Here is a 12801-nt window from a genome sequence, read left to right as displayed (position 1 = left end):
GTTCAAGATTTTATTCGACCTTCGGTAAATATGACGTACTGTTGTCAGCTTTACTATGCTATGCTGAATAAGTTCAATTGATAAGGATACGGAGGCATAACGAAGATGGCAGACGCATTAAAAGACATGTACAATCAAGCATTCCTACAGGGATTTGCTACGAAAGTTCATAGTGCTTATAAACCATTCGACGAGAAATCGTTCGTGGAGAAGGTCATGCAAGGTGACTGGGAAGATCTAGCTTTAAAACAAAGGATGAGAAGAATTACCCTCACGCTCGGCGAGCATCTACCGCCTTCTTTTAGCGAGGCGTTGGCCATTTTATATGCAATTGAAGACACATGCAACGGCTTTCCTTATTTGTTTTTTCCAGATTTTGTGGAAGTCTATGGGCTAAGCAGCGAACATTGGGAGTTATCCATGGAAGCATTGCAAAGATTCACGGCAAGGTCTTCCGCCGAGTTTGCTGTTCGGCCGTTCATTCTGCGTGATCCCGAACGAATGATGTGGCAGATGTCCAATTGGGCCGATCATCCGAATGAGCATGTACGCAGGCTTTCAAGTGAAGGATGCCGTCCGCGACTTCCTTGGGGACAAGCGCTGGGGATCTTCAAGCAGGACCCTGTGCCGGTGCTTGGCATCCTGGAGAAGCTAAAGGCTGATCCATCGTTATACGTCCGTAAGAGTGTCGCTAACAATCTGAACGACATTGCGAAGGATCATCCAGCTATCGTTCTGGAGACGGCCGCACGTTGGAAAGGGGCTAATCCAGATACGGACTGGATCGTGAGGCACGGCTGCAGGACCTTGATTCGCCAAGCGACTCCGGAGGTGCTCGCCTTGTTCGGCTATGCGGTATCGCGGGATGACGATCCGATCACTGACTTTGCGGAGCTCCTAGCCCAGCCGACTGAACTAACGATCGGCGAGAACTGTGAGCTTCGATATGATGTACATGTGAGGCAAGGCGAACCTGTGCATCTGCGTATCGAATACGGGATTGATTTTGTCAAAGCAGGGGGTAAGCATTCCCGGAAATTATTTCTACTGTCCGACAAGACCGTTACTGGAGGCTCACGACTTTCCGCAGCTAGGACGCATCGATGGGCGGATCTTACGACACGCCGGCATTACCCTGGTGAGCATCGAATTGTTTTACTCGTGAATGGCAAGGAAGTCGCAGAAACCTCGTTAAATCTTACGTTGGGGAATTAGGGAGATGGTGGGAGTGAGCAATATCCGTATCCGTAGAGTTGCTGACCTAGATACGAAATTATTAGTGCCTTTGGCAGAAGAGAGTGCCCGTGAAGGCTTTCGTCACCTGGACCGATTAATCAACGAGTATGCGGCTGGGATTAATCAGTTTGAGCAAGATGGCGAAGCTCTTTTCATTGCCTATCTGGACCAAGATATTGTAGGGGTCTGCGGACTGAACCGAGATCCCAACTCTAATCGTGCGGATACTGCCCGCGTTCGACGGCTTTATGTGTTGCCAAGCGTACGTAGATTTGGAATTGGACGAAGGTTAATGGATGTGGTAATTGCAGAAGCGGGAAAAAGCTATCACATGCTTGTGCTAAAAACGGATAACCCTCAAGCTGATCTATTTTATCGTTCAATAGGTTTTTCCATCCATACGGATTCGGCTGCTCATACTCATTTCCTTAGGTTAAAGAATAACGAGTGATTAAATATTGGACTGGAGATAAGTAATGAATTCTTCTTTGTTTCGAAATCGTACGTTTATATTTTTGATGATAGGTGAAGCTATCCAAGGCGCAGGTATTTGGACTAGTATCATTGCCAATTTGCAATTCATGCAAAGCCACGTTCCTTCGGATTTAGGCAAAAGCTTGATCCTGATGTGCGGGTTATTTCTGGGCGTACTCATTTCTCCGCAAGCCGGCGTGTGGGCAGACCGTTTTGATAAGAAAAAAATCTTGCTGATTTCAGGGATCGTCCGCTGCCTTGCTCCGATTTGTATGTTTGCAGCTTTACACTATCAATCTGTAGCGATCATGTTACTGTCTGTCGTCATTATGCAGTTAGCCGCGACGGTATATATGCCTACTGTACAAGCCGCGCTGCCATCCGTCGTACCAGCTTCCGATCTGCTGAAAGCAAATACCGTTAATTTCAATGTGATCACGATAGCCAGAATTGGCGGTACAGCAGCAGCGGGCATTCTGGTTTCGGTCATGAATTTATACACCGTGTATGCCTTGTCGCTTGTATTTTACGTGATCTTAGTCCTGTTAATTACGCAATTGAAGTTTACAAATATCACAGATCCTACTGCTGTTAAAAAGAAGGAGAAAATCCGCTTCTCAGAGTTGTTTCCGCTCATTCGCCATGAGCCGGCTATCCTTATAGCACTTATCAATAGCGGCATTATCACGTTGTTCTTGGGTGGTTTCAATTTGCTCGTGCTTAAATTTAGCCAAGTCCAACATAAGCCTGAGTTGATGGGTTGGATCTATTCCATTGAAGGAACGAGCATTTTAATCGTCGGTATATTTGCAAAACGTCTGATTGGCAAGCGAAATCTGGTAACCAGCTCTACACTCTTTATGTTGCTATTTGCCATTTCATTTGCTGGAATGTCCTTTAGTGAGAACACAGCTGCTGTACTTGGCTCCTTTGTTTTATTCGGCTGTGCCGTCGCTTTCTTCTTTCCAATGGTATCAACACTTTTCCAGATCAAAGTGCCACAAGACGTGCAGGGCCGCTTTTTCTCATTTCGAGGCATGGTTGATCGAATCATGTTCCAGGTTGCGTTGCTGGCAACGGGTGCATGTTTGGATTTGTTTGGGATCTCCACATTTTTAATAACACTCGCCATCCTTACAATAATAAGCGGTATTCTGACCTTGTTCTTTGCCAAACAAAAGTCTGTGGACGTTCGGCAGCCAGTCATTCGTGAAACCGTTGAAGGATAAGCGGAATTGAAGCGTACCCAATATTAGTGAGTTGAACGAAATGAAGCAGTTATAGTATATTTTATTCATCATTCAAAAGGTCATTGTACCTTTCGGTGTCAGGAGGGTACATCATGAAAACGGAAACATTCATTAGCATTCTTAGCGATGAACTTGTTGTTGCGCTTGGCTGTACGGAGCCAGTCGCGATTGCTTTAGCAGCGGCTAAAGCAAGGACCTATGTTGACGGTAAAATTGACAAAATTACCGTTCGTGCAAGCGCAGGTATCATCAAAAATGCCTTAGCCGTTGGCATACCCGGTACGGGCCAGACGGGGATCGATTTTGTCGCTGCATTAGGGGCAATTGCCGGTAATGCGGAGAAGCAGCTAGAAGTTCTCGCTGACATTAATCCATCAGCTATTGCAGAGGCTCGGGCAATGGTCGAGCAGGGTATTGCTGTTGTACATCTCGCTGAAACAGCCATTAAATTATATATTGAAGTCATGATTGAAGCCCAGCAAAGGTACGCGAAGGTTGTTATTACAGACAACCACACGAATATAACGTTGATAGAAGTCGACGGGAAGATTGTGGATACCGGAGGCTGTGCCAACGCAAGCTTCAAGAGCTCCAAAGAGGAGCGGAGCGCGCTGACGATCGACTCAATTGTTGACTTCGTGCATACCGTCGATCTTGGAGAGCTGCATTTGGTCAAGCAAAGCATCGAATTGAATCGCAAGGCAGGACTAGATGGCCTGACACATTCGTATGGTCTTGAAGTTGGGAAGACGATAAAAGAGAATGTGCAGCGGGGTATTTTATCCGATGATTTAATCTCCCATGCCATGGCACTTGCTGCAGCAGGATCGGATGCCCGCATGGCTGGCTCAACCCTGCCCGTCATGGCGAATTCGGGCAGCGGCAATCAAGGCATTGCCGCCACTAATCCTGTCGTGGCGGCTGCCGAAAGGCTTGGCGCTTCAGAGGAGCAACTCATTCGCGCGGTAGCTCTAAGCCACTTGGTTACGATTCATATTAAATCGAAATTTGGGCGATTATCCGCGTTATGTGGCGTGACCGTATCGGGTACGGGGGCAAGCTGCGGGATTACCTACCTGCTTGGCGGAGGGAAACCCGAGATCAGGGCTGCCATCCAGAACATGCTCGGTAATGTGACCGGCATGATGTGCGATGGAGCCAAAGGCGGCTGCGCCATGAAAGTTGCGACTTGTACGAGCGCAGCGGTACAATCCGCGCTTCTGGCTTCTAAAGGGAAATCCATATCCTCAACCAATGGATTTATTGAAAATGATGCAGAGAAGACAATCGATAACTTCTGTCGAATTGGGAATGAAGCAACGTCCGAGATGGATAAATTGGTTCTCGAAATGATGCTAAATAAAGAGCTGTAAACAGCAAGAACCTGGGGACTTCTACCTCAGGTTCTTTTGTTTGCGACCTTTAAAGGGGTTAGCTTGCGAAGTGTATAGATACAGCTTGAGGCTGGTTCTTATTAATAGAGCGTGTATGGCGACATCTTGAGTCGGATCAACACCCCTAAATTTGTAATGCTGTATGTTGTTGCCACATGCAGCGCGTAAAAGGAAGAGGAGGTTATCTTGAAACATGAAGAAAAAAGTACAGGCTCTAATCTGCGTATGTTCCCTTGGTATTATGGGGATAGCTGCTCCGGTCAGCGCGCAATCTTTATCCCAGGGCGCGCAAAGTGACCAAGTGTTGGATTTGCAAGAAAGATTAAGCGCTCTCGGGTACTTTCATGCTGGCATTACTGGCTATTATGGTAGTCAAACGAAGAGTGCGGTTAAGAAATTCCAATCCAGCTACGGGTTGACAGCTGATGGTGAAGCCGATTCCCAGACATTGTCCAAGCTGAAGAAGACCATTTCTCCCAAACAGTCGGTGCTGGACGAGCTGGCACGAATCATTCATTCCGAAGCTCGCGGGGAATCTTTTGAAGGACAAGTTGCCGTGGGCGCTGTCGTTCTGAATCGCGTTCAATCCGAACAATTTCCAGATTCCATCACAGAGGTTATTCATCAGCCTGGTCAATTCTCATCTATTGATGATGGCCAGTTCGCTCTCAAGCCTAATGAAACAGCTTACCGCGCGGCAATAGCCGCTTTGAATGGTGCGGATCCAACAACAGGTGCCCTTTATTTTTACAATCCTGTCATTGCCAAAGCAGCTTGGAGCAAAAAAAGAATGACGAAGATTACGATTGGTAATCACGCGTTTACCGTTTAGACCTAAAAAGGCTGCCTTGTGCAGTCTTTTTCTTATCCATATCGCGCTTATTTTAACTGTGTTATACTCTGAAAGTAGATAAATAACATTTTGCTTGCAACTTATTAAAAATAAGTTATAATAAAAATTGTAACAAATTAAATTACAGAATGAGAGAGTGAAACCATGGCAACTGTACTTTACATTACAGCAAACCCAAATGATCACCAAGCTTCTTATAGCATGGCGGTTGGTAAAGAATTTATCGAAACTTACCGTGAAACAAATCCTGGTGACGAAGTTATCCATATCGATTTGTTCAAAACGAATGTTCCACAAATCGATGGCGACGTATTGAGCGGTTGGGGAAAACTTGGCGCAGGTACTGAATTCAGCGCACTAACAGCAGATGAGCAAGCTAAAATTGCACGTCTTGGTGAAATCGTGGATCAATACATATCCGCAGACAAATACGTGTATGTATCCCCAATGTGGAACTTCTCTTTCCCTCCAGTTATGAAAGCATACATCGATGCGATCTGTGCAGCTGGTAAAACATTCAAATACACAGCTGAAGGTCCTGTTGGTTTGCTTAACAACAAGAAAGCAGTTCATATCCAAGCTTCTGGCGGTGTTTACACAGAAGGTCCAGCAGTGGGCTTCGAGTCAGGACACAGCTACTTGAAAAAAATCATGATGTTCACTGGCGTACCTAGCTTCGAAGGCATCTTCGTTGAAGGCATGGCTGCTGCACCTGATAAAGCTGCAGAAATTAAAGCAAATGCAATTGTAAAAGCGAAAGAAGTAGCAAAGCAATTCTAAGAATTATATTGTATATTCAAACAGCGCATCTTTTCAGATGCGCTGTTTTTTATGTTATACCTTAGAGCTGCTGAAATTCATCGCGGAACTGTTGAAAGTCGGATACACGGCATTCCAGCTTAAGACGTGTTCCATCCGGCTCATAGATGGTTGACTGAATATGAGCATGTTCATTGAAATAAGCGACCAATCGACCTTGCTCATAAGGAATCAAAATTTCGCAGGCCATGTAATTCTGGAAAATATGTTCGCGAATCAGCTGAGTCAGCTCTTCGATTCCGCTATTCTGCTTTGCTGAAAGGTAAACAAGATCCTCTTCTAGTCGAGGGTAGACAAGATCCGTTAAATCCGATTTATTATAAGCAAAAATCATTGGAATATGATCTGCGCCAAGTTCTTTCAACGTGTCATTAGTTACCTGAATGTGCTTTTCATATTCGGGGTTAGAGGCATCCACGACTTGAATCAACAGATCTGCCTCCGCGACTTCTTCCAAAGTAGAGCGAAATGCTTTGACTAAATGGTGGGGGAGCTGGCTTACGAACCCTACCGTGTCTGTTAGCAGAAACGTTTTACGGTCAGGCAGGGTAATGTTTCGAACAGAAGTCTCCAATGTGGCGAACAACATGTCTTTGGTAAAAACTTGTTTAAGTGCTCGCGGGTTATACTGTTCAATCATGGCATTCATGAGACTGGATTTGCCCGCGTTCGTATAGCCTACTAGACAAATAACGGGTACCTCGTTTTTGCGCCGCTGCTTTCGCTGTGTTTGACGCCGGCCTACAAGTTTCTCTAACTCTGACTGCAAGGCCGCGATGCGATCCTCGATTTTGCGGCGGTCGAGTTCAAGCTTCGTTTCACCTGATCCCCGGTTTTTCAAGCCTGCTCCGCCTCCTTGGCGTCCTAAGGACTCTCTCAATCCGACGAGTCTTGGGAGCATGTAGTGGAGCTGTGCGACCTCAACTTGCAGCTGGGCTTCCCTTGTTTGAGCACGCTCCCCAAAAATGTCTAGAATCAAGATCGTCCTGTCAATGACTTTGCAGTCAAGAGAAGATTCCAAGTTTCGAATCTGAGAGGGGGTTAGCTCATCGTTACAGATAATGACTGAAGCTTCCTTCTCTGTGATTAAGGCAGATAACTCTTGTATTTTTCCTGTTCCCATGTAGTGGGAGGGACTCACACGAGTCACTTTCTGCGAAAGCTCGCCAACCACTTCAATGTGACAGGCTTCAGCCAGGTTGCTCAATTCTTCCATCGAATAGGCAAAATCAGGTCGGTTTGGTGGATTGACACCGATAATAATCGCTTTCTCTTTCTGTTGTTCCATAGGTCATCATCCTTTCAAATTAGGAGGTAAAAAGAAACAACACAAGCAGGGCTTGTGTTGTCAGTGGTTGAGAGGACGTTGACTATCGTAGTGAACACAAGAAAACAAACAACAGTTGGTCGAGAAGATGAGGTCACCTTCCTACAACTGAGCTTCTTGATCACCGATAGGTGCAACAATTCAGGGTTATAAATGGACAAACTTATCCTGAGTCCTCTGTACACAGACAGAATCTTGAGCGCTATTCAATTAGCGGCGCAAAGATCTAACTCGGATAAAATCTATCACACGTAACCCCTCCGTTCGTTTCAATTATTATCAGAATATCATACAGACAACCTTCTTGACATCATGGAGAGATCATTATAATTATTTTTTATCAGTTGAAGATTGTAAGATGCTGTTTTGACAAGCTGTAGCGACTCATGATACGTTACTTTTCAAGTCGGTACATCTAATGGAAGCGAGTGATTGTATCCCATGTATGAACAAAAGACGAAGGAAAACGACACGAGTGTTAACGCGTTTATTGAAGATGTCGATAGCCCCAAGAAGCGGGAAGATGCCTATAAGCTTCTGGATATCTTTACGGAAACATCCGGATACCCTGCGAAGATGTGGGGACCTAGTATTATAGGATTTGGATCTTATCATTACAAATATGCCACCGGCCATGAAGGTGATGCACCTCTAGTTGGCTTTTCGCCAAGGAAAGGCAAGATTAGTTTATATTTTGTAATAGGCGACTCGCAGCGGGAGTCACTCTTGCAGAAGTTCGGAAAGCATACGACTGGCAAAGCTTGTGTCTACATTAACAAAGTAGATGACATCGATGTTCAAGTCTTGAGGACGTTAATTAAAGAGTCGATACAATTTCTAAAAGAGACCTATCCAGGCTAATGGATGAAGCAGGGGTTACCGCTGCATTTTCTATATAAATATATGAAAAAAAGGCCGTCGCATAAATACTGCGCAGCCTCTTTTGGTGTACCTGATCAAGGAAAAGATTGTTACGAAATCTGTCTTCCTTTAATAAGGGACTTCATATCGGTGTTGGGATTGGAAAGAATCGGAAGCATTTTTACACTGCTAATCATGGGAGAGAGGCACTGGTGACAAGTTGGGGCGTATTCAAAGGCAAAATTATCTCGAATCCAACCATTACAATCGTCCTTCTTGCAGGCCCAGATTTTGGTGATCTCCTGAGGGATCTCCTCGATTGATTTTCTTCGAAAATACATCGTGTACTCCTCCTTAGATAAAAAAACTGCCCTTAACACATGTTAAGGACAGTTTCTTGTGTATCTGTGTATTACAGTTTAACAACGTTCTCGGCTTGTGGACCGCGGTTGCCTTGAGCTACGTTAAATTGAACGCGTTGACCTTCGTCCAAAGATTTGAATCCGTCGCCTTGAATTGCGGAGAAATGTACGAATACGTCATTTCCGCCTTCCATTTCGATAAAGCCAAAGCCTTTCTCTGCGTTAAACCATTTCACTGTACCTGTTTCCATAATGTGTTACCTCCAAAAAGTTATTTAACATGTATTTTTCGACAAAAAAAATCACACATTGAAAAAGTTACCATTACACAAATGATCACCTTTTCAATATGTGAATTTATGCGAAGTCGATTTATATTTGTATCTTAACACATGTTCGTCAGCAAAGCAATTTTTTGTATGTACAAGCTTTTACCAAGCTAAATAGTCATCAAAAAAAGACTTTTACCCCGTATTTTTGTCCTTCACTCAGGTTTTCCACTCCTTTGATTTCCGATAAGCTTATTCTATAAACACTTTCTTGGCTAGAAAAGTTAGAGATAGAGGTCGGACAGGAGGGAATTGAAATGGAACTGATGACCGCCAGCATGACAAATACAAAAGAAAAGCCGTTACACAGGCAGATAAGGAGGATTTGGAAATATAAGCTGTTGTATGTCCTGCTAGTTCCAGCATTCTTATGGGTGCTCCTATTTGATTATCTTCCGCTTTACGGTGTCAGCATTGCCTTTATGGATTACAACGCCATACAAGGATTTTCGGGCAGCCATTGGGTAGGATTCAAATATTTCCAGATGCTGTTCGAGTCCGATATGTTTCTGAATGCGTTCAAGAATACCTTGCTCATTAGTTTGTACAAAATGATAAGCGGATTCCTATGTCCTATTTTGCTAGCGCTTGCACTAAATGAAATACGTGTCGTATGGTTCAAAAAGTCACTCCAAACGGCCGTCTACCTTCCAAGGTTCGTATCCTGGGTCGTTTATGGAGGAATTATCACGCTGCTCCTCTCACCGGAAACTGGTGTGATTAATAAAATCATTGCGTTTTTCGGTGGTGATCCTGCTTATTTGCTCGTTGAACCAGCGTATTTTCGCACGATCCTAGTTGTCACAGATGCTATGAAAGAGATGGGCTGGGCAGCTATCATCTACATTGCCGCGATCGCAGGACTCAATCCGGAAGTCTATGAAGCGGCTATTATGGACGGAGCGTCGCGGTTTCAGCGCATGACTCACGTCACCTTGCCAGGAATTAAAGGAACAATTATCGTCATCTTCATCCTTCGGGTTGGGTACGTCATGAGTGCCGGGCTTGATCAGGTCATCAATTTGTACAATCCGATGGTGTTTGAAGTCGGGGATATTCTGGATACGTACATTTACCGTGTTGGCATCGAGCAGTTTAACCTTAGCCTTGCTGCTGCGGCAGATGTTATCAAGGGAGCTATCGGACTTGTCCTGATGCTTATCGCCAATCAGTTAGCCAAACGGATAAATGATTCCGGCATTTTCTGACAAAAGGGGAAGAGTACCGATGAAGCTAACGAAAGGCGAGAATATCTTTGTCGCCACAAATTATTTGATACTAACGGTCATAACCATCGTCATTGTAATTCCTTTCTGGTATGTTATATCCGTTTCCGTGACACCTTATCACATTTTTAGCGAAAAAAATGGTTTGATTTTGTTTCCAACTTCGTTCAGTTTGGAGTACTATACGTATTTGCTGAAAGAGGGCTCGCTAATCTTCGTGGCTTATGGCAATACGATCCGCAATTCAGCAGGAGGCGTACTCCTCGCTTTATTCCTTACGACAACATCGGCTTACGCACTTGCTGAAAAAAGATTGCCTGGACGCAGATTATTCATGCTCTACTTCATCTTCACCATGTTGTTTAAAGGGGGGATGATCCCCACCTATATCACCATTAAACAGTTGGGATTGCTCAACACAAGTTATGTGCTTATTCTGGTTATGGCGTACAGCGCTTTCAACATGATCATAATGAAATCCTTCTTTGAAGGTATTCCTGAAAGCTTGCGGGAATCCGCTTCCATCGATGGCGCATCCGAGTTCAGAATTCTTTGGCAGATCGTCCTGCCTTTATCCAAACCGGTTATCGCCACGATTGGACTGCTCTATCTGGTGGTCTACTGGAACGATTTCTTCCAAGCAATGTTATATGTTACGGATTGGCACAAAGCTCCAGTTCAGCTCGTCTTACGCACCATTATTGCCAGTTCCAGCCTTCCACCTGAATTATTGGAGGCTGCCGGATCCACACCACCGCCAACAATTGGCATTCAAATGGCTGCAATTGTAATTGTGGCGATGCCGATGCTAGTCATTTATCCGTTTATCCAAAAGCACTTTGAACAGGGGATGCTCATTGGTTCAGTGAAAGGATAGAAGCTTTACTCAAAGAGCACATCTTAATTGAGTTACATGATAAAGAAAATACTAGGAGGTCATTTCAACATGTCAAATCAAGCTAAAGTTTGGTCGTACAGTGCAATTGCAGCTATATTGGCAGGGACCGTAACGCTTACAGGATGCAGCAAAACAGTCGATCCGGCTGCTGCTACATCATCGCCAACTGAAGTTGCTGGCTCTGCGGCACCGAAAAGCGATGAGCCTTATGAACTGAAATGGCTAAAAGCGCAGGATATATCCAAGCCCTATGATCCATCGAAAGATATTGTTATGCATACAGTGGAGAAGAAGCTGAATATCAAAATCGTTCCAGAGATGGTGGATGTCCAGCAGTATAAAACGAAGCTGAATCTGAAGATGTCGAGCGGAGAAATCCCCGACGTGGTACGGATTGATTTTGCCGATGATTTTCAGAAATATGCCCAGCAAGGTGCTTTTTTCGACCTCACGAATCTAATTAATGAAAAAGATACCCCAAATATTCTTAAGGAAGTTCCGAAAGAAGTATTCGAGCAGGCCAAAGTAAACGGCAAAATTTATGGAATACCTTATCAAGGGGGTCCAGGGGCAGGGTACCGCTGGAATCTGGTGTTGCGTAAGGATTATTTGGATAAGGCAGGCGCTCAGGTACCCAAAACATTAGAGGAGTATGACAATTTACTAAAGAAAATCAAGGCAGATAAACCGGATATCATCCCGTTAGGCGGCTATACGGCGCAGATTGGTCAGCAGAAGTATGCCAATAATTCTTTTGACCATATTTTTGGGGCATTTGGTGTAACACCGGGCTATTTCACAGAGAAAGACGGTAAATTCAGCAATTATGATATCGATCCCAAAATGAAAGAAGCTCTGCTTTATTTGCAAAAAATGTATGCTGAAGGACTCATCGATAAGGAATTTGCAACCATTAAAGAAGAGCAGCTGCGGGCGAAGCTATTCAGTGGCAAACTGTTTTCCTGGATGGGCTGGTGGTCCACGCCTAACGATTACGATACCCAAGTGGAAACCAATGAGCTCAAGAAAAGCGGCAAACTCGCATCAGACGGGAAACTACCCGATCAATCCGTTCAACCACTCAAATATTTGACTTTGACGGATTCCATCGTCGGCTCAGATGGTAAAGCCGTAGCTCCAGCAGGCGCGCCATTCGGACAAATGCATGCGATTAGCGCCAAAACAAAAGATCCGAAAAAGGTGCTGTCCATCATCGAAAACTCCCTGTCATTGGAGAATCAAATGCTAACCGTATGGGGGATGGAAGGGGAAGATTACAAGATCGAAGGCGGCAAGATGAAGCTTGTTACCGATCTACTCGATCCTAAGACGCAGCAGGATAAGAACGGAAATTTCCGCGGTGTTCAAAGCTATCTGTTTGCGCCAGGTTTGAAAGGCTGGCCTCGTTATCTAGAGTCGCTGCCGCTTAGACAAGCGCAGGCATTGGACGTAGCCATCAATAATAAGTTCCAAATTACGGATGCCTCTAATTATCTAGATTCACCTACGAAAATCGCGAAGCTTGTGGAACTGAACACGATGCGTGATTCTGTCTTTACGCAGATTATTATGGGTGCTGATGGTAAGAAGTTTGATGAATTCGTGGAGAAATGGAAATCGCAAGGCGGAGCACAAATTCTTACGGAACTTGAGGCTTCTTTTAAGAAAAAATCAGGTGTATGATTAGTGTATAGTAAATTGCAGTAGAATTGTTGGAGCCCCTCTGTAGATTAATACGGATGGGGCTTCTGCGATAACGTCGGTGAAAAATG

The 12801-nt window shown here is 44.6% G+C and carries 13 protein-coding genes; 10 read left to right on the top strand and 3 right to left on the bottom strand.

Annotation, left to right across the window (positions count from 1 at the left end):
• Positions 1-105 precede the first annotated feature (105 nt).
• From GQF01_RS33145 to GQF01_RS33120, 6 genes are all read left to right on the top strand, one after another.
• The gene (locus tag GQF01_RS33145; RefSeq protein WP_161411457.1) at positions 106-1215 is read left to right on the top strand and encodes a hypothetical protein; all 1110 of its coding nucleotides are present in this window, start codon (positions 106-108) and stop codon (positions 1213-1215) included.
• Positions 1216-1228: 13 nt separating this feature from the next.
• Positions 1229-1687, top strand: coding sequence for a GNAT family N-acetyltransferase (locus GQF01_RS33140; protein WP_328803583.1), 459 nt, complete (start codon positions 1229-1231; stop codon positions 1685-1687).
• A 25-nt stretch (positions 1688-1712) separates the two neighbouring features.
• Entirely contained in the window at positions 1713-2939 is a 1227-nt protein-coding gene (locus tag GQF01_RS33135; protein ID WP_161411452.1) for an MFS transporter, read from the top strand.
• A gap of 113 nt (positions 2940-3052) precedes the next feature.
• On the top strand, positions 3053-4333 hold the full coding sequence (locus GQF01_RS33130; protein ID WP_161411450.1) for an L-cysteine desulfidase family protein: 1281 nt from the start codon (positions 3053-3055) through the stop codon (positions 4331-4333).
• Positions 4334-4547: 214 nt separating this feature from the next.
• Positions 4548-5186 (top strand): cell wall hydrolase, encoded by a 639-nt coding sequence (locus GQF01_RS33125; protein ID WP_161411449.1) that lies wholly within the window; start codon positions 4548-4550, stop codon positions 5184-5186.
• Between the two features lie 165 nt (positions 5187-5351).
• On the top strand, positions 5352-5987 hold the full coding sequence (locus tag GQF01_RS33120; protein ID WP_161411447.1) for an FMN-dependent NADH-azoreductase: 636 nt from the start codon (positions 5352-5354) through the stop codon (positions 5985-5987).
• A gap of 61 nt (positions 5988-6048) precedes the next feature.
• Here GQF01_RS33120 and hflX read toward each other — a convergent pair whose 3' ends face one another.
• Entirely contained in the window at positions 6049-7314 is a 1266-nt protein-coding gene (gene hflX / locus GQF01_RS33115) for a GTPase HflX (RefSeq protein ID WP_161411445.1), read from the bottom strand.
• A 480-nt stretch (positions 7315-7794) separates the two neighbouring features.
• On the opposite strand from hflX, the gene GQF01_RS33110 reads away from it, so the two are divergent.
• Entirely contained in the window at positions 7795-8214 is a 420-nt protein-coding gene (locus tag GQF01_RS33110) for a DUF1801 domain-containing protein (RefSeq protein ID WP_161411443.1), read from the top strand.
• 110 nt (positions 8215-8324) lie between these two features.
• Here GQF01_RS33110 and GQF01_RS33105 read toward each other — a convergent pair whose 3' ends face one another.
• Both GQF01_RS33105 and GQF01_RS33100 read right to left on the bottom strand, forming a co-directional pair.
• Complete coding sequence (locus GQF01_RS33105; protein WP_161411441.1) at positions 8325-8555, bottom strand: cold-shock protein; 231 nt, start codon at positions 8553-8555, stop codon at positions 8325-8327.
• 71 nt (positions 8556-8626) lie between these two features.
• The gene (locus tag GQF01_RS33100) at positions 8627-8827 is read right to left on the bottom strand and encodes a cold-shock protein (RefSeq protein WP_029194307.1); all 201 of its coding nucleotides are present in this window, start codon (positions 8825-8827) and stop codon (positions 8627-8629) included.
• Between the two features lie 335 nt (positions 8828-9162).
• Here GQF01_RS33100 and GQF01_RS33095 point away from each other — a divergent pair, with 335 nt between their 5' ends.
• From GQF01_RS33095 to GQF01_RS33085, 3 genes are all read left to right on the top strand, one after another.
• Positions 9163-10113, top strand: a complete 951-nt coding sequence (locus tag GQF01_RS33095) for an ABC transporter permease (protein ID WP_161411439.1) — start codon at positions 9163-9165, stop codon at positions 10111-10113.
• A gap of 19 nt (positions 10114-10132) precedes the next feature.
• Entirely contained in the window at positions 10133-11008 is an 876-nt protein-coding gene (locus GQF01_RS33090; RefSeq protein WP_161411438.1) for a carbohydrate ABC transporter permease, read from the top strand.
• Between the two features lie 69 nt (positions 11009-11077).
• On the top strand, positions 11078-12712 hold the full coding sequence (locus tag GQF01_RS33085; RefSeq protein ID WP_161411437.1) for an extracellular solute-binding protein: 1635 nt from the start codon (positions 11078-11080) through the stop codon (positions 12710-12712).
• Positions 12713-12801 lie beyond the last annotated feature (89 nt).

It is taken from the genome of Paenibacillus silvestris, from assembly GCF_009882985.1.
GTDB classification, from domain to species: domain Bacteria; phylum Bacillota; class Bacilli; order Paenibacillales; family NBRC-103111; genus Paenibacillus_E; species Paenibacillus_E silvestris.
Note: the sequence above shows the minus strand (reverse complement) of the source record. Positions and strands in the feature narration are given on the sequence as shown.